The organism is Bacillus sp. FSL L8-0152 (genome assembly GCF_038006365.1).
Classification (GTDB): domain Bacteria; phylum Bacillota; class Bacilli; order Bacillales; family Bacillaceae_G; genus Bacillus_A; species Bacillus_A cereus.
On the sequence record NZ_JBBOVB010000001.1, the window covers coordinates 2978077 to 3001713 of the forward strand.

The window sequence follows — 23637 nt, forward strand, 5'->3', positions numbered from 1 at the left end:
CGATCAATTGACCGCTTTTTCCTCATAAAGACAAACTATCTTTATTACGAAAAAGATGCTCCAAGACTGTAATTCATGATTATCCCTGTACTGGTTCACACCAACCACCAGCTCTCTGTTACAGTAAGACTAACCACTACTGTGATCTCTTCATTGCACTTTGTTTATTCAAATGTTTTTGAAATTGAATAAGTATGATTCGTATTATAGAACGCTTTTCAAAACACTGTCAACAACTTTTTATATATTTTTTAAAATTCCACTTTCGTCCTATAATTCTTCTTGTAAATCACCCATTACAATTCCTATGCGAATTATTTCATTTTCTAGTAAATGTAAAACATATTCCTCTACTCCATACTGAACTAATAATTCTTTTATTTTTATGATTTCTTTTTCAAATAAAACGGCTTCTTGACATGTTTGTAGTAAAATAAAAAACACATTTGCAAACATTTCTTTATGCGCTTTCATACTTTCTTTCTTATGAAGCATTTCAATCAATAACTGCTTCATTTCCTCACCTGTACATTTACCATTTACACTTGAAAATGCACGAGACATAATACATAATCCTTTTTCTAATATTTCATCCATGTATAAAATAATACGTAAAAGCATTACATATTCTCTCGCTGTTATCTCACCCATTTTTGGTCGTTCTCGCAAAAATACACTGAGCCAAGCTGTCCAAAATTTTTGTTGTTCTTTTACACTTAATGTTTTGACGTAATAGCATAAAAACTGCATAAATTTAATTTTATTTTCTTCATTTTCTAATACGAGTAAAGGGCATAACCAATCTGTTTTTTGCTCCCAATATAGTACACATTTAATAAATACAAAGCTAAGCCACTTCAAGAAAGCTTCCCTCGTATGCGGATGTAATACTTCCAAATGTTCTATCGCATACTTAATAAAACGCTTCATTTCTGTAAATAAAGGTAAATTTATTTGCGTGTAACATAAACCAGCCCATGCATATTCCGTAATTTCATTTTGTTTTTTTAAATCTAAGTATGGTAACAAATATTTTCGGCACCATTGCTTTTCAATATGATATAGAAATGTAATATCTGCTATTAAACGAGCAAACATAAAGTTTGTTCGTACTGAATTAACTCTTACTTGTTCTTCAAATAAAAATAAATATTCATATACATTACGATCGTATAAATGATCATATGATAACAACTTTAATAATACAGCCGTCATTTTTCCAACAGGATGCTGAATTGATTCATTGTAAAAATCTTGTTTTCCAAGCTTAAAATCCGTATCACTCTTCATAACTTGAGGAAACACTGAAAAAGCAAAGCGTTTTACAACACGTATACTATTCTCTTCTAACTCTTCTAGTCGATTACTAATTTCATATAGAAAACTACTAATTAACCAATGAAAAGCAGTATTTCTAACAAATTTCTGCAATAACGGAATAATTTTTTGGATTTGATCATTTGTCAATCCTCTGTTATTTCGCCATTCTCTAATACAAACAAACCATACTTCATTACTTATTTCTTGCACTCCTACTAATTGATATGCGAATGAAATACTCCACTCCGTATTCAATTTACATGCTTTTGATAACATCTCTAAAAAATGGCGTTGTTCAAAAACACCATCTTGCGAAAATTGCCGAACTTGCTTCATAATTTCAACATCTTTCAGCTGCAATAATCCGTCAGCTGTTACATTACAAGTAATGCTTTGCGCTGTATCCTCTTTCTTTTGTACACTGTATTGTTCAGAATGAAAATGAGGATGCTTTTGCTTCATTAACTCATACCCATTTGCCGTAGATGGACTATTTGAATCACACTTGAATAATAAGTCTAATACGAGACATGCATCAAATACTCTCTCTTCTGTAAGACGCTTTATTACAGTTCGAGTGACTTCTTCTTTTGTTTTTTCCAAACAATTTGCATAATGACTTTTTAAAAGTTGGAAAACTTCGTGTTTATAAGTGAAATCTAAAAGAAGTCCTTCATGTAACAACCATTTCATTTTGTCATCTACACGAACAAAAATATTTTTATTCATCGCATCAATTGCAATTCGCTTTTGAAGTACACTATTCGCTTCTATCATTTCTGTAATATAATAATCCGCTTTTTTCTCATTGTTTTCACATAAATAAGTTAGACACTCTTTTACAATTTGTATTAAAAATGCAAGATCATTTTGATGAAACTCTTTTTCTACATCTTCCGTATTTCTTTTTTTCAGTGCCGTTTGTCTTAATGACAACATTCTCAATTTTTCTAATCCAATCATCATAATTGGAACAGCATAATAGGCGATATATGGCCTCATCTTTTCATTCCAAATTTGCTCCACATGAGAAAATGTTGATACTGGTAAGCGACTCGATTCCTCGAGTTCTATTGCTTCTTGCGTATCATTTCCCCATTTTCTTACACGTTTCAACTTCAGCTTTCCGTCTAAAATAAAAGTTAGTAACAATAACGCAATTTCCTTATGCTCAGGAAAAGAACATTTTTGCAGTAACTTAGAAATCTTTTCTATAGAGCTACTATCTTTTTCAGCAGTTTCTAATAAAAGGAGTGTCCACCTGGCAAACAACAATGGGTCCATCTTACTCTTCGTTTCGTTTAAGTAGTTACAAATTGTTCTCCATAATAACGGTGATATTTTAGAATAGTTTTTATAAATTAATTGAAATAATTCTATCTGATGACTAAAAAGAAATTGTTCCACTAACCATTCTGCAAGTAATTCATCTACTTCATTATAGTTTGGCGTAAGCATAAACAAATTTTGTAATTTACCTTCTGCTTCTAACCATTCGACCCATTCATAATCGTGAGCAAATTCCACAAAGTAACGAACTGTTTCAATTTTTTTAATTGATTGCTTTATGTATGATAATTGTTCCTGTTCTACTGACGGGGGAACCGTTACAATATCCCGAATACGCATTCTTTTCGTAATATAATTATCACCCATTAATTCCGCCCAGCGTTTTACCGCTTTTACGAGGGATTGATGAGTATTCACTTTATTCGGATACACAATCGGTCTTATCCCCAAATGTTCCCAGTGGTACGTATTTTCTCCTTGTGCGACGAAAGCAAATCGTCTTGTACTTGGTGGTAAACCAGTTGCTAAATATTTCATTACTGGGTCATTATGACTATATCCAACGAATAAAACGGTGTAATTTGAGAATAGATCGACTAAAAATCTTCTCGCCCACCCTTCCGTTAAGTAAGCCCTTCCAAAATCACCGTCTGTTAAAATTAAAGCCTCTTTCTCCTGTTCTACATTACCATGTATATAAGCAAGACCTTTAAAAGCTCTCCCAGTCGGTAAAGCTGGAGCGTAATAAACATTGATATCTCTATTTATTTCTTTAATTGCAGTTGTAAAATGTTGATCAAAATTTGTTGTTACAATGCGGATATCTGTATCTAAAGGAAATAACCTTGGAATTGCATAATGTAATGGATTCGGTTTTGATTTCTCTATATGAACAAGATCTCTTGCGACTTGATGTACATCTTTTGTTTTCGCAATTTTACCAAGATAATAATCATGTGGTTCTGTTATTTCACGCTTTTCGACATATAACGTTTTTGCAATTTCATCAACTAAATCATCAAAATTTGGTAAGTTTGATTTCCCTTTCATAGAAACTCCCGCTCCAACAAATAACACTAACTTTCCTTGCTCAATGTGATCAATTAACTCATCTGGAATTTCTACTTCTGAAGTAATCCACATCCTGGATTCCCCCTTACCTAAAAATGTCATACACTCTCATTTTACTATAACATTTTTTCGTTATTTTTATAATATTTAGACTAAATTCCGAACATGAAAAAGTTTTATGTAAATAAATCCGTTACAATGTATGAACTCCAGAATTTATTGCAAAACTATGTATAAATCGGAGGTGTAAATTTTGAATGATTTCACAGTAGTGCTTATCAAGTTTATATCGTGCATTATCGCATTTAGCATTGGGCTTGCTTTATTTTTCCCTGCAACGTTTGTTCAAATTATTTCATTCAGTCTCTTTGTTACAATCGTATCCTACATGTTCGTTGATAAAATTATTTTAAATCGAATTGGCAATACTGGTGCCATTATGTCGGATTTCTTATTAACATATTTAAGCGTATGGATTTTCGGTAATATTTTATTAGACAACTATATGCAAATTGCATGGGGCAGTATCCTTTCTGCCATCGTCTTCACTTTATCTGAAGTAATCGTTCATCGCTTCTCTAACTCTCATACAAGGCACAACAATGATAACATTCGTATTAATCGCCGCTTTGCATATGGTACGGAGTTTGCTGAAGAACAAAATATATTGGATAAAGACAAGAAGAAGTAACATTTTAATGCAGGAGCGCCCTTTTTAATTATGTGGTGCTCCTTTTTTGTATATTTTTATTATGGTACGTGAAATTATATAAACGATTATTTCAAAATATCGACTTACCAACAATATTTGACGCTATTTTTCTAATAAAAAAACTGCCTCTTATTTAGAGGCAGCCACTTTCAAGTCTTTTAATGCAACAACATCCGCAAACGCTCCCAATACTGCGTTATGATGTTTCACAATATCTTCAGCACGTAACACTTCTGCATCAAATGTACTATGCGCATCACTAACTAACGTTACTTTATATCCTTCACTACATGCTCTGCGCGTTGTCGTATCTACACAATACTCTGTTTGCATTCCCGAAAGAATAACGTGTTCAATTCCTTTCTCTTGTAACACTTCGCTTAAGTTTGTCTTATGGAATGAATCTGGCGTCGTCTTTTCAACAATATCATCCCCTTCTTGCGGAGCGATTGTTGCATGGATTCGCCATCCATCCGTACCTTTTTCTAACGGATGGTCTTTAGGACCGTTATGTTGGACATAAATAACTGGAATATCATTTGAACGACATTCCCCAATAAGCTCTTGCAATGTTTGTAAAAATTTTTCCCCATTATGTACTGGCATTCCAGCTGTATACATACCGGCTTGCACATCAATTACGATTAATGCTTTTTTCATTTCACACAGCTCCCTTCGTTTATATAAGCCATTGCATATTCATTATAATTGTTTGTATTCCATCATCCAACAATCTTCTAGTTCCCCCTCATGCAGCTCATGTTCCTTTAAAATCTTTACTTTTTTAAATCCGCATTTTTCATAACACTTTATCGCTCGTTCATTATTTACTTTCGGATCCATTGCGATTGCTTCTGCTCCCATTTCACCCATAATGTATGTAATTGCTGCCTGAACGAGTTTTTGTCCAATTCCTTTTCCCCAATAGACTGGTTCACCGATAAATTGATCCATTCCCCATACATTTTGTGATTCTTTATAGCCATATATCGCTTTCCACTCTGAATCAACTGGGTACATTTGTATGTAACCAATCGGAACGGTATCAAATTCTATTAAACATCTATTTTCATTACTGTTTGGATTATGCATAAAATGATCAAGCACCTTTTCTACAGATTGCGGATTATCTCGCCCTTCGTAATACCGCAGGACTGCTGGGTCCGTTAACCATTTAGAAATGATAGCTGCATCATTTTCCATTACGTATCTAATCAATAAACCTTCTTTTTGAAAAAGCATATTATACCTCTATTATTCCTTTATATTTTTTCTTGATGTTACATCTTTCATTGCACCTACTAATGCATATGGTAGTAATGTAATCGCAAAAAATGCTGTAAATACGTTAAATTGCGGGATTGTATAGAGTGTGAACCATTCAGTGAAAAATTGAGAATTTAATATTCTATTAAAAAACTCTCCGCCTGGCCTAAAGTTTGGTGCCCACGCAGTTATTTCACACAAAATAAACAGTAACTGAACAATAAAAAATGCCCCTAGATAACGAAACCAAGTCCGTTTCCATATAGGTTGTGCATTTTTTAATATATCCCCCATCTAATCCCCTCCTTAAATATCCATCATATTAATTATACACTTTCCTCACTTTATTTGTTAAAATTTTCTATATAATTAATACCGTTGGGGGAATACATTATGTCTAAACCTATACTTACATCCACTTTAATCATTCTTAGAGGAAACTCCGCAAGTGGTAAAACAACGATTGCAAAGCAACTACAAGAACATTTCGGACAAGGTACACTTTTAGTATCACAGGATGTTGTGCGTAGAGATATGCTTAGAGTACACGACACAATGGGTAATTTATCACATGATTTACTATTTGAAATTACAAAGTACGGAAAAGGAAAATGTGAATTTGTTATTTTAGAAGGTATATTGGACAGTCGCAGGTATGGTGAGATGTTAAAAGAATTAATTCGTTATTTTGATGAAAATGCATTTACATATTATTTTGATTTATCATTAGAGGAAACTATTAGACGACATAACACAAGGGACAAACGATATGAATTTGGTGAAGATTCCCTCCAAAAATGGTATAATCCGCACGATACAATTGAGGTTGCCAGAGAAACTATTTTTACAGATAACTTTACGCAAAAAGATATATTTGATGCGATTCTTAATGATGTTGCGATACAAAAACAAGACTAATATAATATGTTAGTCTTGTTATGTACTTTGTGTTTCCGTTTTTATAATTGAACAATCTTTACATAAATAATAGTATATATTCATTTCCCCAAACTGGAAATCAACTACTGAAATAAGTTCACGTTCCTCGATATCTTGTGTAATTGTAGCAACATACTTCATCTCTTTAGAACAAGTTGGACACGCCAAATGCTCTGGAAGATCCGCATATAATGGTGCCCCTAATAATCTACATACATATTCAGAACCGAACAAGTCAAAAGCTTCCCAGTAACTATCTTCATCTGTAGGTATATCTTCATTTTTCATATTTATAAGCTTTACCGTTGTTTTTGGTAATGAAACTGGTAACTTATCTTCCTCTTCCATTATCCATTCTTCTGTATTTTGCTGCTTTATGATTTGAACTGTTTTACCTCCATCACTTAACTGAAAATATTGCGGTTCCCACACCATCGCGCAGTTCAAGCATGAAACGAATGGTAAAATATTTAGTTCATTACTTTTAAGTTCAGCAAGTCTCCCACCTTTTAAATCAAAACAGAGAATTTGATGCATCTTCTCACCGCATAACTTACATACTGGCAAATTACAATCTTGACCGCCAAAGTAATGATTATATGAACCTCTTCCTTCAATTACTCTATACCCTTTCCGCTCATTACAATGTGCGCCATATAATTCTATTGTCATATTCTATCCTCGCCTTTTATAAGAATGATTCACAAAATGATAATAATTAAGACTAAAAAACATCGTCTTCCTGAATAGTTTCCATAATAAATTCTTTTAAACTCGGAGATATTTCTTCCATTTCGTCATCCGCGTGATACCAAATATATATTTTATCATCCATTTTTCCATTATTTATTTTAAAGCACAATTTATCCCCTGAACCATCGTCACCAATTATGATAAGATTTTCTGGTATAGACTCATCTCTCATGTCAATGTTTTGTCTAACAATATCATCCCAAGTTTTCGTTACATTTCTATTATCTTTAATCGGATATAGTATCCATTCCCCTATTTCAGCATTATTAACTAATTTAATAAGATCCCTATATTGATTTGGGAAAGCAGCACCTAGCTTTTCTTCCGTTTCTTTTATTTGCAACTCCAATACACCTTGTTTCTTTGTTTCAATATATTCTCTTACTTCTTTCATGAAATACACCTATCCTTTGAACTTAATTACACTATTATGAGTGAAAGTGTTTAGTAAACGATTTGATCCGATTTATATATTTCATTATACGTTAACCCTTCGTTTTCAACATACTATTCTTCTCTACTTCTCAATAACCTTCTGTTCTACTTCCTTACCTCATTCTTAATAGTTTTTCTAAACATGAGACAATTTTTATGTTTTATTACAGGTTTATTAATAAGTCATTTAAAAATCCTATTATACTTCCACTAAAAAAATAAAAGCCAGCCTCAATAAAGAGAACTGACTTCTATTTGGATCATTATAGTTACTATAAAATTTTTACTTTAACAGTTTTTCTTCCCCAATTCATAGCTTTACTTTTTGACCCCATTAATACATCAATACGATTACCTTTAATTGCGCTTCCAGTATCACCAGCGATAGCTTCTCCATAACCTTCTACCCATACTTTAGATCCTAATGGGATTATTTTCGGGTCAACTGCGATAATTCTCATATTCGGATTTGCCGTTAAATCATGCCCCATCGCAGTTAAAACGCGTCCACCATATGTACCATTTTCACTTGGATCAGCAGTATACGCTGTCGCTACTACCGTTAATTCACGTTTAGCAGACTGTATATTGTTTTGTGATACTTCTTTCGCTCTCTCTTCTTCTTTAGCCTTTGCTATTTCTCTTGCTCTTTCTTCTTCCTTAGCTTTTGCTATTTCTCTTGCTTTTTCTTCTTCCTTAGCTTTTGCTATTTCTCTTGCTTTTTCTTCTTCTTTAGCTTTTGCTTTTGCTATTTCTCTTGCTTTTTCTTCTTCCTTAGCTTTTGCTATTTCTCTTGCTTTTTCTTCTTCTTTAGCTTTTGCTTTTGCTATTTCTCTTGCTCTCTCTTCTTCTTTAGCTTTTGCTATTTCTTTTGCTTTTGCTATTTCTTTTGCTTTCTCTTCTTCTTTAGCTCTTGCTATTTCTCTTGCTTTCTCTTCTTCTTTAGCTTTTGCTATTTCTTGCGCTTTTTCTTCTTCTTTAGCTTTTACTTCTTCTTTAGGCTTTACCATTTCTTGCGCTTTCGGTTCTTCTTTAACTTTTACTTCTTCTTTGACTTTTGCCTCTTCTTTAGGCTTTACTATTTCTTGCGCTTTCGGTTCTTCTTTAACTTTTACTTCTTCTTTGACTTTTGCCTCTTCTTTAGGCTTTACTATTTCTTGCGCTTTTACTTCTTCTTTAACTTTTACTTCTTCTTTAACTTTTGCCTCTTCTTTAGGCTTTACTATTTCTTGTGCTTTCGGTTCTTCTTTAACTTTTACTTCTTCTTTAGGCTTTACTATTTCTTGTGCTTTCGTTGTTTCTTTCGCTTTTGCTACTTTCTGCATCTTTACTTCTTTCTTTTCTTTAACTGATTTTTGTACTTTCGCTACTTGCTTCGTTTTCTCTTCAGTTTTCTTTTCAGTTGGTGCTGTACTTGATAGGAAAGAAACGTTTGCATAAGCAATTTTTCCTTTATACTCAAATTCCAACCATCCGTCTTTTACTTGATGCGTTGATTCAATTACATCATCTTTTTTTAGTCTGCCAAGAATTTCTGAATCTGTGTTTGCTTCGGTACGTACATTTAACAAATTCGCCGTTACATGATACACATCTTTTGTAAACTCCGAACTTACAAACACTTCTTTACCGTTCAATTCAATTTTTGACCAGCCATCTTCGGTATTGATGACTTTTAACTCTTGCCCATTCTTTACTTTTTCGACCACTTTTGATTCTGTAGTCGGTTTTTCACGTACGTTAAGTACATCTGCTGTTACGATTGTTTCTGCGGTAGCAGTTGTGGTAAACGCCCCCAATCCAAAAATAGTTGCTGTTGCTGCGCCAATTACTTTTTTCATATTAGCCTCCATTATATTTTTTTGAATTTTATCAAATGTCTCTGTAAAATTGTATAATTTTACATAATATCAAAACATTTGCAACAGTATATTAATACGGCTTAATATACTGTTATTAAAACTCCTCACTTCAATACTAACAAATTCTTATTTCTAATTCTATATATTATAAATCTCCTTATCTTTTATAAAAGCTTCATGCCCTTCTTCACACTAAATAGTTGTTGCAATTCCCGCCAAAAATAAACTTACGATTGCTAAAATTTGAGTAGCGACTATAGCCCCTCTTAAATGAAACTTATAATCTTTATATCCTTTCATACCTGCCGTACTAGGAATCACAACAAACCTTGGAGTAATCCAGCAAAAAATTAGCCAATCAATTATAAGTAAATCTACTAAATTGAAAATCATTAAAATACCAAAAGTGTGTAAATAAGCATCAATATACAATAATTTTTCATGCTTATGTAATATATATGTAGAAACGAAAGGACAACCGAAAAGAATAGCATTGTATACAATATTAAAGTAAATGGTTTGCTTTTTTTCATGAATCGATTTTGGAAAAACTACTTTTTGAATATCTTTTGGATAATCAGTTAATGAAAGTCGAGGATTATAATATAAGGACCCTAAAATCATTACGGATAGTACAATAGACATGATGATACCAACGTACATCATTTGCTCAAATTGATTCATATGCTTCATTCACCCTTTTCTGTAATTACTATGTTAATCATTCACTTAATTACACATTGTATGTACGTACATAATCAAAAATTAACATCTAGCTTTAATAGTGAAGCAAACAGATGTAAACCTACTAAAAGCAATGATCGATCCAAATAATATCCCTTCTCGCAAAATTTTACTAAGCGTAGGTTTTACATCGGAGAAAGTTTGTGAGATTGATGGATTACCTGGGGAAATTTTGAGCACATACATATAATTACAAAAAGGCAGTGCTACTTAAGTAGCACTGCCTTTTTCTTTATTGGAATAATCCTTTTCCTTTATTCATTTACTTATAAAGTATTGTCAGTTCTTCTTTATGTTCTGTATTTCCACATTATAAATATTTCACGTCAAGGAGAGATGACTGAAATGAATAATCAAAAAATTGAACTTACTGGTCGTATCGTTACACCTAATGATCCTGATTATAATTCAGCGCGTGAAGAATTCAATACATTCTTCAACAAATTTCCGTTAATCATTATTTTTGCTCAAAATACGCAGGATGTAGTAAACGCTGTTCGCTGGTCAAGGCTACATAACGTTCCTATACGCATGCGCTCTGGACGTCATAATTATGAGGCATTATCCGTCAGTAATGCTGGTCTTGTAATTGATGTAAGTGAAATGAAGCAATTAGAAATAGATCACAATAATGGAACTGTAACTATCGGGACTGGATGGAGAAATATTTCTTTAATTGAAACACTTGCAGCTGAAGGATTAGTTGTGCCGAGTGGTGTTTGTCCTACTCCCGGGATTGCAGGTGTTACTTTAGGTGGCGGACATAGTATTCTCTCTCGTCCGTTTGGATTAACTCTCGATCATTTACTTGAATTAGAAATGGTAGACGCGAATGGTTGTATAATACGCGCTAACGCCAAGTGTAACTCCGATCTCTATTGGGCTTCGCGCGGTGCTGATGGTGGTAACTTTGGAATATGTACTTCGTTTAAGTTTCGAACACATAAAATTAATACGGTAGGATTTGCAGAAATAAGCTGGGGGATATCAGATTTAAAACCTGTATTAACCTCTTGGCAAGAATATACGCTACCTTGCGCTAATAAACGACTTACAACTACTCTTTTTATGTCTGCAGGATTAGAACCATCATTATTAATGCAAGGTGTATTTCTCGGTTCTGTACAAGAATTGCAGTCGCTACTACAGCCATTACTAGAAGCCGGTTCACCACTGCAAGTAACTATCGAAGAAATACCATGGGCAGAAGCAGCAGCGAAAATAGCTGAGAAGCAACCTGCAACACCTTTACCATTTAAAAGTGTTGGTCCATATGTATATGAACTATTACCAGAAGAAGGACTATCCATTATCGATCACTTTATTAATAATGCACCTCCCTTTTCCACCACCTCCGTATTTTTCCACGGATTAGGCGGTGCTGTTGCTGAGGTGCCAAATGAGGCGACTGCTTACTTTTACCGAAAAGCACTATCAAACATGTCAATATTCGCTACTTGGGAGCAACCAGAAGGTGCTGGCGGAAGTATTCGATGGGTTGAAGACTTCCGTTTGGCAATGCTTCCATTTACAAAAGGTGCCTATGTTAATACTCCTGACCTATCCATTAAAAATTGGCCAGATGCATACTTCAGTTGCAACTTTGACCGATTAATGGAAGTAAAAGCAAAATATGATCCGAAAAATGTCTTTAACTTTCCGCAAAGTATTCCGCTTTTTTAAACTATATATTCCACCTAGTATATCAAAATATAAAACATCCATTTTTTAAATGGGTGTTTTATAAACTAAGTTTACATAATATAATTATTAGTTACTTTTTTTGCTAAATATCTATTCAACAATCCAAAGTAACACTTTCTCAAACTCTTTTTTGGGCAACATACTTTCTTTTATATAGCCATTCTTTTAATTGTACTTCATCCAAAGTTTCGTTCCCCTCTCGTAATCTTTCACACTATATTCGCTCGTTTTTCACAAAAGGTTCATTTTACATGAAAATTTATTTATTACAATAAAAATATAAGGTATATTTTTAAGAAAAAGAGGATTTCAAGAATGAATCAAGAAGATAAAATTTACGCTGAAAAAGTGTTGGAAAATCTATTCATCGGATCACAAGTTGATGGATTACAATTTGGTATTTCTCCAGCCGCTATAAAGATTCATTTCACAAACTTTCACGACTCAGTTGATTATGACGGACAATTATATATCAATATCGAATCCAAATGGTGTTTATTTAATAAACCTCAAAAAAGATACCCATTAAATGAAGATGAATTTGAAGTTTATTCTGAGGAAGAAGAATATGAAAGAATATTTAAGATAAGAAGACAAAAAGTTACCGATATACGACTCGGCTTAGAAAGCCCTCATTTAATTATTACATTAGAGAGTGGACAAATTATTTTTGTAAATGGTTTTCATGATTATTATGAATGTTGGCAATCTGGTGTTCTATGTGAGCAATGGCTTGTAGTCGCTGCACCTGGGAATGAAATCGCCACTTGGGCTCCCGATGAGTTTATCGATAAATAAACTGTCTTCACGAAGAAGAACCGAAGATATTTTATGAACTACATAACTATTTCTATTACACTTAAACGAATGACCATTTTACTTTAATAGAACTCACTTTATTAAAGCTGAAAGGATGATAATGATGGCATGTGTCCATGATTTTGGAATAATTGACGATTTTACTTCTCAAAAAAATTACGAAGATTATACACCAGAGAAATATCATTGTATTTCTGTTGATGATGATATTATCAGTAGCTTAAATCGAAATTTATCAATTATGAAAACCTACTTTCATACAGTCAAAAATCAAGAACACGGTTTAGCTCATTACGGTATTACAATTATCCCGCCTGAATCATTAGCAATTTTCTATGAAACAGTTACATCTTCAAAGTTCTTCAGAAAATATGATGAGCTGAATGAGTTAGCTTCAAAAATTGTACAAGCCGCAGCAGAACAGAAGTACATGATCCATTATGGGGTTTAAATGTAATTCAAAAAATGCTTAGGATTTCTCCGAAGCATTTTTTGTATGTTACTAATAAATTTATTTCCTTAACCATTTAGTCCATGATTGAGCCTATGGCCCCACCTTTTACAAGTGAGGGCGCCCCTATTAATCTAAATAGGCGTCTCATTTCCAATCTTCCAGCTAAACCATTTCCCATGCCCTTCTGTTTCTCCAACCGTTTCACGATATTCGTTTCCGTTAATATAATAATCAATATGAAGGTCACGATCCCACATGTTGTTATAAAGGTGGAATACATCACGTTTTGCGCCAATTTCTTGTATTTGTTTTTCTAACTTATGTTTTACTTGTTCTGGTATTTGATTTGCGACGTGTGTATGGAAAATACAAATAACAGCTTCTTCACTTATTTGTTCAATAATAGATGATAATAGCTCTACACCGTCTCCTTCTATGAATTGGACAGATTCATTTTTTACTAAAGATGCAGCTTGATCAAACATCTCAAGCCTTTCTTTATGTTCTGGCCAAATTAAAGCACGTAACCATAAATAATCTTCCTCATTATGTAAATCATTCACATGTAAGTCCAGTCCGATTCTTTCTACGACAGATGGGCCTTCTTTTAGAAAATGCGGTACATTCTCCCCTCTTATTTCAGAAGTTACATGCACATTTGAATTTATATTTCCGTACATTTCATCCGTCCCGTACGAATAACTATATTGGTCCCAGAACAGTTGCAACCCAGAACTTGTCCCAATTTCAATTAACGCTAACGGCTTCTTCACTTTGTTAAATATGTAGCAGAAACTTGGGTATAAGTATGCACACCGTCTTACTTCATTCGTTTGAACGAGTTTCGTTTGTAACAATGTAATGATTTCTTCTCGGTACTCTTTACAGAAATCTTTAAAATGATCAAAAGCTTTATTTAAATTTGTATCGGCATTTTCAACTAAACTACTATAATACGTTTTTAAATGATGTTCTTTCCCTGCTAACAATAAATAATGTACTGCACCTAATAGTAAGTTTGGGACTGGTTGACCTACCTGAGCACAGGACGATAGTGTAAGTACTTCCTCATCTTCAGCAATTTTCATTGATAAATATTCATATAAATCACTTGACCCTTTACATTCCTTTATTGAAAAGTTTCGAAATAAGTTTGAAATTTGTTCTTTTGTACACATTAGAGTCCCTCCTTTTTATTTTTCGGAATAATCTTACCATTACAGAAAGAATAATCCTATAAAAAGGTACTCGATTTAGTCACTTAAGGATACGTAAGCTTTTTCGAGATAATTTCAAACTGTAATTTTTTTCTATTTACCACCTTAAAAGAGCTTGTTAAATAAGATTTTTAGCGAATAAAACGTTAAATAGTTTAAAATTATCAGATAACACTAGATATTTTAGTCTATTAATTATTATAATAGAGTATGAGATGGTTATATAATTGAGACAAAAAAGGTATACACCTAGGTGGGGCCTAGGCGGTGTTTCTCTTTTACGGCTTAGACATAGAAAACACCTACACTTTTTTGCCAATATAGGGGATGGAGAGATTATCATGAGCAACATGCAGCAAAAAACAGACGTTATCTTAATTGGTGCAGGAATTATGAGTGCAACGTTAGGCTCATTACTAAAAGAATTAGCACCAGAATGGGAAATTAAAGTTTTTGAAAAACTCGCAAGTGCCGGGGAAGAAAGCTCTAACGAATGGAATAATGCAGGTACAGGGCATTCTGCGCTATGCGAACTGAACTATACTTCCGAAAAAGCTGACGGATCTATAGATATTAGTAAGGCTGTAAAAGTGAATGAGCAATTCCAGCTTTCAAGACAATTTTGGGCATATCTTGTAAAGAGCAAATTAATTCGTAATCCACAAGATTTTATTATGCCACTACCTCATATGAGTTTAGTACAAGGGGAAAAAAATGTTGAGTTTCTAAAAAACCGTTTTGAAGCGCTTTCAAAAAATCCACTGTTTCAAGGAATGGAATTTTCTGATGCTCCTGAAACATTAAAAAAATGGCTTCCACTCATTATGGAAGGTCGCACATCTAATGAACCGATGGCGGCAACGAAGATTGACTCTGGAACAGATGTTAACTTCGGTGCATTAACACGTATGTTGTTTGATTACTTAAAAACAAAAAATGTCGAGCTAAACTACAAGCATAGTGTCGAAAATATTAAGCGCACGAAAAATGGTTTGTGGGAAGTAAAAGTACACGATATGAATAGTGGTAAAATTGAGCATCATACTGCTAAATTCGTCTTTATTGGCGGCGGTGGCGGTAGCCTACCTCTACTTCAAAAGACTGGTATCCCTGAATCAAAGCATATCGGTGGCTTCCCAGTAAGTGGACTATTTATGGTATGTAAAAACCAAAAAGTTGTAGAGCAGCATCATGCGAAAGTGTACGGTAAAGCTAAAGTTGGCGCTCCGCCAATGTCTGTACCTCATCTAGATACGAGATATATAGACAATAAAAAAGCTTTACTGTTTGGACCATTCGCAGGCTTCTCACCTAAATTCTTAAAAACTGGCTCAAATCTTGACTTAATCGGTTCTGTAAAACCGAATAATGTCTTAACGATGTTAGCCGCTGGTGTAAAAGAAATGGGACTTACAAAATACTTAATTCAGCAAGTTATGTTATCACATGAAAAACGTATGGAAGAATTACGCGAATTCATTCCGAACGCGAAAAGTGAAGATTGGGATATTGTAGTTGCTGGACAACGTGTACAAGTAATTAAAGATACTGATGCTGGCGGTAAAGGAACACTTCAATTTGGTACAGAAGTAGTAAGTGCAGCTGACGGCTCAATCGCCGCATTACTAGGCGCATCACCAGGTGCTTCTACTGCTGTTCACGTCATGCTCGAAGTATTAGAAAAATGTTTCCCAAGCCGCATGGTAGAATGGGAAGAAAAAATAAAAGAAATGATTCCTTCATATGGCATTTCACTAACTGAAAATCCAAGATTGTTCCAAGACCTTCACACTTCTACTGGTCGTACACTTGGATTAAACGAAAAAGAAACTGTTCATAATTAATGCAGAAATAAAAAAACGTCCAATATATTCGGACGTTTTTTTGTCTACTAAAAATTATACTTATCAATATTATCTTTCGTAAATACAACTCGTTCTGGTAATACGATAATTCCGTTCCCTTCTGCCTCATAATCATATCCTTGAATGGAGTTTGGCTCTACTTTCACTTTTCCAATTCCTTTTACTTCGAAGCTATCCCCTACTTTTAACTTCTTCCCTTTTACAACAATTTCATTTGCTACATACGTTGCGAGAGCACCTTGTTGTTTTACATCCCATAAACCAAATTGTTGTACTGTTCCTCGTTTTACATAATCACGCATAACGTTCGGTGTAGAAAATCCAGTTACCACTACTTTTTTATCCATTTTTAAGTTTTCAGCTGCCTGCGCCATTGCTGGGAGTGCTGTTGCATCTGGACAAATAACTGCGTTAATATCTGGATACGTTTTTAATATGTTCTCCCCTACGGATAAAGATTTTTGTGCATTATTTTCACCGTACTGCGTCGTTACAATTTCCCAGTTCGGATATTTCTTTTTAATAATTTCTTTCGCTTTCGTTACCCATTGGTTTTGATCCGTTACTGTCGGGCTAGAATAAAAGAATGCTACTTTTCCTTTATCTCCAATTTGCTTAGAAGTCATTTCTATTAATAAGTTAGCAAGTTGGTCTGGTGTTCCTTGGCTTATATAAAAAGAACGATCTTTCGGATTCACATCAGAATCCCATGTTAAGACGGTCATTCCTTTTTTCTTAGCACGTTGTAGTGATTGCGATAAACCATCAACTGATGTAGAGGAAACCATAAGTGCATCATAGTTTTGGTTAATAAAATTATTTATATACTTTACTTGCCCTGATACACTCGCTTCAGACGGCCCATCATATTTCACTTGTACGCCTAGCTTCTCTCCCATCTCCTTTGCTCCTTCACCTCCCGATGTGAAGAAACCAACTCCTGTTAATTTCGGAATAAATGCAAATTTCACATCATCAGCCTTTTTCTTATCTGCCGTTTGGCTAGAACACGCAATTAAACCGATTAAACAAATACATACAATCAATACAATCCCTAGTTTTCTCTTCATGACATTTCCCCCTTATGCAAACTCTGTCTTTTCCCCGCTAAAAATTGATGTAATTTGAAATGTCTCATAATAACTGAAAGAATAAGGATAATACCTATTACTACATTGGATTGTTCATTTGTTAAACCCGTCATTTGCAAGCCATACTGCATGAGCCCAATGAAAATACTCGCCAGTACAGTACCGAAAATACTTCCTTTTCCACCTGTAATAAGTGTCCCGCCTAATACAACTGCTGTAATAATTGGTAATATTGTTTCGCTTCCTATATCAGCACGTGCAGAACCGAAATATGCAGTTAAGAAAGCTCCTCCTAATCCACCTCCTAACCCAGAAAGTATGTAAGCAATGATTACTACTTTCTTCGTCTTAATCCCGGTGTATTTTGCTGCATTTTCATTCGCGCCTGTTAATTTTACGTGGCGCCCATATATCGTTCGGTGAAACAAAATCGTGCATACAATTGTTAATAAAATAAGTAGCCATAATAAATTGGGTATTCCTATAAAACTACCATTTGCTAGTTGTACATAAGTATCAGGTAAGCCGCTTATCCCTTCATATCCAGAAGCACCTGCCCCTCCTGAAATGACGAGTGCAATTCCTCCGTATAAAAACATCGTTCCGAGTGTAACGACTAGTGGTTCTACATCTGTCAATTTTATAATAAGCCCATTTAAAGCTCCTGCTAAGCAACTGACTATAAGTGCCATTATTACTGCTAGTAAAATATGAATTCCATTCATCCAAAACACACCAATTAAAATCGAGGTTAGCCCCATAATTGATCCTACAGATACGTCAATTCCTCCTGTTACAATAACGAAAGTCATTGGAATTGCCGCGATTGCTATGAATAGAAAATCATTTGTACTAAAAAGGAGATTACTAATATTTAAGAAATTGCTGTTTATAAAACTAAAGAGAATGAATTCTATAAGAAGTAATATGATTAACACACCTTCCCATCTGTAAAAATACTTCATAGATTCATTCTCCTTTCTGCTTTCCACTTCTTCATGACGCTATCTAATATGATAATAAGTAATAGTAAAAAACCTGAAATAGCATTATTCCAAAATGCTGGTATTTTTAAAAAGATAAGTGAACTGCTTATCACTTCTAAAAACAATGCTCCTAGTGCAGCTCCAAATATAGAACCTGTTCCTCCTTTTAGATGAATTCCTCCTAGCACAGCAGCTGCAATCACCTGTAGTTCCATTCCTGTACCAGTTTGATTTGGAACGAACCCGATATTCATAACAAATATGCAACCAGCGAGCGCAGCGCTTATGCCTGAAATCATAAACGCATATATCTTCACTTTATTAACAGGTATACCAATAAGCCTCGCGCCATCTTCATTATCACCTACCGCATAAAAGTATCTTCCCAATGGCACTTTTCTTAAAAAGAAGTATAGTAGTAGTAAAATAATAAGAACGAACCATACAGTTATAGGTAAACCAAGAATGATGATAGATGACAGCTGCTTAAAATCGTTTGGAATATCTTCAATCCACTTCCCGCCTGTGAAAATTAACATTGCACCTCTAACAATTCCTAACATGCCTAATGTCATAATAATGGCTGGTACCCGAAACTTCGCAACTCCAATACCATTTACGAAACCGATAATGGCCCCAAGTATAATAGCTACAAATATCGACAAGAATGCACTATACCCATTCGTTAACATCATTCCGCAAACTGCTGCACTTAATCCCATGCTTGAACCAACTGATACATCTATATTTTTCGTAAATAAGACGAACGATTGACCGATTGCTAGCACGACTAAAATAACGCTTGATTTCATCAGTAAAGATAACGAGTTAAATTGAATAAAACTAGGGTTTATCATTCCTACAATAGCTATATAAATTAGTAGTAACAGTATGATAGACGTTTCATGCATTTTTAACATATGTTTCATTCCGCTACACCTCCGTATGCAAGGCGTGTAACTTCATTCACACTCAGTTGTTCTTTTTCCATATGAGAAACAAATCGCCCATTTCTCATTACATATACACGGTTTACTAATTGGACAATTTCTTCAACATCTGAAGAGATTAATAAAATTGCGAGTCCTTCCCTTTTCATTTTTTTTATCGTCTCATACACTTCAAGCCTTGCTTTCGCATCAATTCCGCGAGTCGGCTCATCAAGAATAATAATTTTAGGATTACATGCAAGATACTTCGCAAGCACGACCTTCTGCTGATTACCTCCTGATAAAGATGCCAGTTCTTTATTCATATTCTGTACAACAATTCGGAACTGTTCTATAAACGAATTAACTAAAGCGCTTTCTTTTTCTTGATTTATAAAAAAGCGATTATTTTGATATAAACTTGCTGCTGCAATATTTTCTTTAACAGAAGCAATTGAGAAAATTCCATTCCTCGCCCTATCCTCTGGCACATAAACTAGTCCTTCGTCTAGCCTTTTATGCAAAGAACACGTATCAATTGATTTTCCACCCAATAAGATAGACCCTGATTTTATAGTTTTCAATCCAAATATCGCTTCTGCTAATTCCGTTCTGCCAGATCCTATAATGCCAGCAACACCTACAACCTCACCCGCATGTACAGTGAATGATATATTTTCGAATCCGTGACCATTTATATCAACCACTTCTAATATTTTTTTCGTCTTTGCTGTCTCTTGAACTACTTCTATTTTCTCTTTCTGTTTATATCCTTTTGGCAATAGTCCTTCCATCAGCATGTCATATGTATAGTCACATACATCACCTTGGCTTACAACCATTCCATCACGTAGTATTGCTACTTTGTTTGCAATTTCAAAGATTTCTGGAAAACGATGCGTAATATAAATCATCCCAATTCCTTTTTCTTGCAAGCTTTTCATCAGCACAAAAAGACTCTTAATTTCATGAGTTGTTAATGTCGATGTTGGCTCATCTAAAATAAGAATCTCAGCGTCTCGTATTAATCCTCTAATGATTTCTACTAACTGTTGCTGCGCAATGGATAACGATCCTCCCTGTTCATTAAGGTCAATATCCCAACTTAAACTGTTAATTAATTGCTGAACTTTTACTTTTAGTTTCTTTCTATTCCCCTCTAATCCAATACATATATTTTCTTCAATGGTCATATGAGGAAAAATGAGCGGTTCTTGTGGTATTAAATAAATCCCTTCTTGGTGTGCTTCTTTTGGATTTGCAAACTGCTGTCTCTTTCCTTTCACATACATTTCTCCACTATCATACGAATATAACCCCGTTAATATTTTCATTAATGTCGATTTCCCGGCGCCATTTCCACCAACTAAAGCGTATATATCACCATGCTCTACTTGTAAGTTCACTTCCTTTAGCACAAGTTGATTCGAAAACGCCTTACTCATTTTCTTCACTTGTAATAAGGGCACATTCTCCACATGATGTCACCTGCCTTTACCCAGAACATTTTTTGAGAAAATGATTATTTGTTCTACTTGTTTTGTAGCATTGTATATTCCTTTTTTCATATCTAGAACACTTTTTTCAATGTACTATTAATCGTTTCAACTGGAATAAACAAAATATGTGAAACATATGTTTAAGCATTGGTCAATTGTTGAAAGGGATGAAGAGTATGTCACAGCTGAACTTTGAAGAAAATTTATTAACTAAAGTAGCCTGGTACTATTATAAAGATCAATTAACACAACAAGAGATTGCTTCACTTCTTCATATTTCAAGAAATAAAGTCGTCCGGTTATTAGATAAGGCACGCAGTGAAGGTATCGTTACATTTCACGTAAAAGGAACCGGTTTGCATTGCTTGAGCATTGAACGTGACTTAATGAAAAAGTTCCACTTAAAAGATACTTTCATTATCCCTACTCCAATAAACAATTATGCTACTTCTCTCGGAAAAGCCGCTGCACAATATTTAGAGACTCATCTCCAACAAGGTGATTTACTCGGCATCGGCTGGGGTGAAACGATAAGTAAAATGCTAGAAAACATTCATTTTGAAAGTTCTATTAATCTTTCATTCGTAACGCTAACAGGCGGAGTAAACCACTATCTTTCAAGAAAACAAAACTATTTACACTACATGCAAGGTGATCTTCATATTATTCCTACTCCTTTTCTAGCATCTTCTACTGAAATGGCACGAAGTATTTTATCAGAACCAAGTGTGAAAGATATGCTTCATGTCGCTTCACTTGCACATACAGCAGTTGTCGGTATTGGCGGGTTATCTCAAGACGCTACAATTGTAAAAGAAGAAAAATTAACGCTACGTGAAATGACATATATTCGAAGTCAAAACGGGGCGGGCGATATTTTAGGACAGTTTTATAATACGAATGGTGAGTTATTAGAGCTCTCGCATCATAATCGTCTAATTGGCACACCACTTATGATTCTTCGCAACATGAAGCATGTCATTGGTGTGGCTGGAGGTACACAAAAGATAGATGCCATTTATGGGGCTTTAAAAGGGAAATTTATTCATACATTAATTACTGATGAAGAAACTGCGCTCTCCTTATTAAGAAAGGAAGGTGATTCTTAATGTCTACTTTATTAGCTTTCGATGCTGGTACAGGAAGCATTCGAGCTGTTCTTTTTGATTTACATGGCAATCAAATTGCAGTAAGCCAAAAGGAATGGGTTCATAAAACTGATCCTCGTTACCCCGGTTCTATGAATTTTGATGTAAAAGAAAACTGGCAACTTGTACAACAGTGTACGAAAGAAGTTCTGCAAAAAAGTAATATACTTCCCTCTTCTATTCAAGCTATTAGCGCTACAAGTATGCGAGAAGGTTTTGTTTTATATGATAAAAATGGGCAAGAAATATGGGCATGTGCAAATGTTGATGGCCGTGCATCCGCTGAAGTTAGTGAGCTAAAAGAAATCCGCTCACATCTTGAAGAAGATTTATACAGAAAATCTGGGCAAACTTTTTCATTGGGTGCTTTACCACGTCTACTTTGGATTAAAAAACATGAACCAGACGTCTACAACAATATTCACTCCTTTACGATGTTAAATGATTGGATTTTGTATAAATTAAGCGGCGTACTGCAAATCGATCCTTCCAACGGTTGTACGTCTGGAATCTTTGATTTACAAAATAGAAATTGGGATAACAATGTCGCTAAAGAGTGTGGTATATCTTTGCCATTTTCACCAAAAGTAAATGAAGCTGGCACTGTGATTGGTAATGTTACAAAAGAGTGTGCAGCACTAACTGGTTTACTTGAAGGAATTCCTGTCGTCGCTGGCGGCGGTGATGCTCAAATGGCAGCACTCGGGACTGGAGTCGTAAAACCAAATCAAACTTTAATATGCGGCGGCAGCTTTTGGCAACAGGAAGTGAATATTACAGAGTCAACAACGGATCCAAATGCGGAAATTCGAGTAAATTGTCACGTCGTTCCGAACCTTTGGCAATATGAAACGATTGCCTTTTTCCCTGGCCTCGTTATGCGTTGGTTTCGAGACGCTTTTTGCCAAGAAGAAAAAAAGCTCGCTGAAAAACTCGGTTTAGACGCTTATGAATTATTAGAAGAACAAGCGAAAGACGTACCTGTCGGTTCATATGGTATTATCCCTACTTTTTCAAACGTTATGAACTACATTTCTTGGCGTCATGCCGCACCTTCATTCTTAAATTTAAGTTTAGACGCTGACAAATGCGGAAAAAAAGAAATGTTCCGTGCTATTGAAGAAAATGCGGCCTTCGTTACACTTGGAAACTTAAAACTAATTGAAAATCTTACTGGTACATTCCCTTCTGAAGTCATTTTTGCTGGCGGTGCCGCTAAAGGGAAACTATGGCCACAAATTCTATCAGACGTACTCGGCATTCCTATAAAAGTACCCGTTGTGAAAGAAGCAGCTGCTTTAGGAACTGCAATTGCTGCTGGAGTTGGCGCTGGCATATATACATCTATGGAAGAGACTGCCGAACAATTTGTACAGTGGGAAAATATATTTGAACCAATCACTGAAAATCACGAGCTATACAAGGAATTCTATGAAACATGGAAAACCGTGTATAGCAGTCAGCTCGCTTTAGCTGATAAAGGACTTACAACACATATGTGGATTGCGCCAGGTGCACTGTAACTCATTTACA

Annotated in this window: 21 protein-coding genes, 1 pseudogene and 1 other annotated feature (1 of these 23 only partly in view); of the genes and pseudogenes, 9 read left to right on the forward strand and 13 right to left on the reverse strand. The window is 34.6% G+C overall.

The features are described 5' to 3' along the window. Nucleotides 1–163: a binding site (T-box leader), on the reverse strand (it extends 73 nt beyond the left edge of the window). A 107-nt stretch (nt 164–270) separates the two neighbouring features. Continuing rightward, nucleotides 271–3753 carry a DUF4020 domain-containing protein gene (locus tag MHH27_RS15045; RefSeq protein ID WP_340943150.1) on the reverse strand — a complete coding sequence of 1161 codons (3483 nt, stop codon included), beginning with the start codon at nt 3751–3753 and terminating at the stop codon, nt 271–273. Nucleotides 3754–3934: 181 nt separating this feature from the next. Between MHH27_RS15045 and MHH27_RS15050 the strand changes: the two genes are divergently transcribed. After that, complete coding sequence (locus MHH27_RS15050; protein ID WP_000997702.1) at nt 3935–4372, forward strand: YndM family protein; 438 nt, start codon at nt 3935–3937, stop codon at nt 4370–4372. Nucleotides 4373–4522: 150 nt separating this feature from the next. Here MHH27_RS15050 and MHH27_RS15055 read toward each other — a convergent pair whose 3' ends face one another. The 3 genes from MHH27_RS15055 to MHH27_RS15065 are packed head-to-tail and all read right to left on the reverse strand — an operon-like array spanning nt 4523 to nt 5953. Beyond that, complete coding sequence (locus MHH27_RS15055) at nt 4523–5053, reverse strand: cysteine hydrolase family protein (protein WP_016081173.1); 531 nt, start codon at nt 5051–5053, stop codon at nt 4523–4525. A 42-nt stretch (nt 5054–5095) separates the two neighbouring features. Continuing rightward, complete coding sequence (locus MHH27_RS15060; protein ID WP_000898784.1) at nt 5096–5635, reverse strand: GNAT family N-acetyltransferase; 540 nt, start codon at nt 5633–5635, stop codon at nt 5096–5098. Nucleotides 5636–5647: 12 nt separating this feature from the next. After that, nucleotides 5648–5953, reverse strand: a complete 306-nt coding sequence (locus MHH27_RS15065; protein ID WP_000502339.1) for a YfzA family protein — start codon at nt 5951–5953, stop codon at nt 5648–5650. Nucleotides 5954–6052: 99 nt separating this feature from the next. Between MHH27_RS15065 and MHH27_RS15070 the strand changes: the two genes are divergently transcribed. Then, on the forward strand, nt 6053–6577 hold the full coding sequence (locus MHH27_RS15070) for a kinase (RefSeq protein ID WP_074625439.1): 525 nt from the start codon (nt 6053–6055) through the stop codon (nt 6575–6577). Between the two features lie 18 nt (nt 6578–6595). Here MHH27_RS15070 and MHH27_RS15075 read toward each other — a convergent pair whose 3' ends face one another. From MHH27_RS15075 to MHH27_RS15090, 4 genes are all read right to left on the reverse strand, one after another. Beyond that, a complete protein-coding gene (locus MHH27_RS15075) occupies nt 6596–7270 on the reverse strand; it encodes a hypothetical protein (protein ID WP_340943153.1) in 675 nt (224 codons plus the stop codon). Nucleotides 7271–7322: 52 nt separating this feature from the next. Continuing rightward, nucleotides 7323–7745: an SMI1/KNR4 family protein gene (locus MHH27_RS15080; protein WP_000665935.1), complete on the reverse strand. Its 423-nt coding sequence runs from the start codon at nt 7743–7745 to the stop codon at nt 7323–7325. 313 nt (nt 7746–8058) lie between these two features. Beyond that, entirely contained in the window at nt 8059–9627 is a 1569-nt protein-coding gene (gene entB, locus MHH27_RS15085) for a cell wall-binding protein EntB (protein WP_340943156.1), read from the reverse strand. Nucleotides 9628–9840: 213 nt separating this feature from the next. Then, nucleotides 9841–10332 (reverse strand): hypothetical protein, encoded by a 492-nt coding sequence (locus MHH27_RS15090; RefSeq protein WP_016512657.1) that lies wholly within the window; start codon nt 10330–10332, stop codon nt 9841–9843. Between the two features lie 97 nt (nt 10333–10429). On the opposite strand from MHH27_RS15090, the pseudogene MHH27_RS15095 reads away from it, so the two are divergent. The 4 genes and pseudogenes from MHH27_RS15095 to MHH27_RS15110 all read left to right on the forward strand — a co-directional run. Further along, nucleotides 10430–10582, forward strand: a pseudogene (locus MHH27_RS15095) (GNAT family N-acetyltransferase); the annotation flags it as partial. A 155-nt stretch (nt 10583–10737) separates the two neighbouring features. Further along, a complete protein-coding gene (locus MHH27_RS15100; protein WP_340943159.1) occupies nt 10738–12075 on the forward strand; it encodes an FAD-binding oxidoreductase in 1338 nt (445 codons plus the stop codon). Between the two features lie 336 nt (nt 12076–12411). Beyond that, nucleotides 12412–12894, forward strand: coding sequence for a hypothetical protein (locus MHH27_RS15105; protein ID WP_016512655.1), 483 nt, complete (start codon nt 12412–12414; stop codon nt 12892–12894). Nucleotides 12895–13015: 121 nt separating this feature from the next. Then, the gene (locus MHH27_RS15110) at nt 13016–13366 is read left to right on the forward strand and encodes a hypothetical protein (RefSeq protein WP_003270899.1); all 351 of its coding nucleotides are present in this window, start codon (nt 13016–13018) and stop codon (nt 13364–13366) included. A gap of 134 nt (nt 13367–13500) precedes the next feature. On the opposite strand, the gene MHH27_RS15115 is transcribed toward MHH27_RS15110, so the two are convergent. Continuing rightward, nucleotides 13501–14547: a DUF2332 domain-containing protein gene (locus MHH27_RS15115; RefSeq protein ID WP_090977735.1), complete on the reverse strand. Its 1047-nt coding sequence runs from the start codon at nt 14545–14547 to the stop codon at nt 13501–13503. A 380-nt stretch (nt 14548–14927) separates the two neighbouring features. On the opposite strand from MHH27_RS15115, the gene MHH27_RS15120 reads away from it, so the two are divergent. Further along, nucleotides 14928–16430: a malate:quinone oxidoreductase gene (locus MHH27_RS15120; protein WP_000069138.1), complete on the forward strand. Its 1503-nt coding sequence runs from the start codon at nt 14928–14930 to the stop codon at nt 16428–16430. Between the two features lie 47 nt (nt 16431–16477). On the opposite strand, the gene lsrB is transcribed toward MHH27_RS15120, so the two are convergent. From lsrB to MHH27_RS15140, 4 genes are read right to left on the reverse strand one after another with little or no spacing between them, the layout of a single operon-like run. Beyond that, entirely contained in the window at nt 16478–17521 is a 1044-nt protein-coding gene (gene lsrB, locus MHH27_RS15125) for an autoinducer 2 ABC transporter substrate-binding protein LsrB (RefSeq protein WP_000823656.1), read from the reverse strand. Further along, nucleotides 17518–18507 (reverse strand): ABC transporter permease, encoded by a 990-nt coding sequence (locus tag MHH27_RS15130; RefSeq protein ID WP_000873530.1) that lies wholly within the window; start codon nt 18505–18507, stop codon nt 17518–17520. The genes lsrB and MHH27_RS15130 overlap by 4 nt, the downstream gene beginning before the upstream one ends. Further along, nucleotides 18504–19457, reverse strand: coding sequence for an ABC transporter permease subunit (locus MHH27_RS15135; RefSeq protein WP_340943161.1), 954 nt, complete (start codon nt 19455–19457; stop codon nt 18504–18506). The genes MHH27_RS15130 and MHH27_RS15135 overlap by 4 nt, the downstream gene beginning before the upstream one ends. Then, nucleotides 19454–20935, reverse strand: coding sequence for a sugar ABC transporter ATP-binding protein (locus tag MHH27_RS15140; RefSeq protein ID WP_000432626.1), 1482 nt, complete (start codon nt 20933–20935; stop codon nt 19454–19456). Before MHH27_RS15140 ends, MHH27_RS15135 begins: the two co-directional genes overlap by 4 nt. Nucleotides 20936–21114: 179 nt before the next feature. Here MHH27_RS15140 and MHH27_RS15145 point away from each other — a divergent pair, with 179 nt between their 5' ends. Then, nucleotides 21115–22065, forward strand: a complete 951-nt coding sequence (locus MHH27_RS15145) for a sugar-binding transcriptional regulator (protein WP_140337052.1) — start codon at nt 21115–21117, stop codon at nt 22063–22065. Further along, the gene (lsrK, locus tag MHH27_RS15150) at nt 22065–23627 is read left to right on the forward strand and encodes an autoinducer-2 kinase (RefSeq protein ID WP_000105703.1); all 1563 of its coding nucleotides are present in this window, start codon (nt 22065–22067) and stop codon (nt 23625–23627) included. The genes MHH27_RS15145 and lsrK overlap by 1 nt, the downstream gene beginning before the upstream one ends. The last annotated feature ends 10 nt before the right edge of the window (nt 23628–23637 follow it).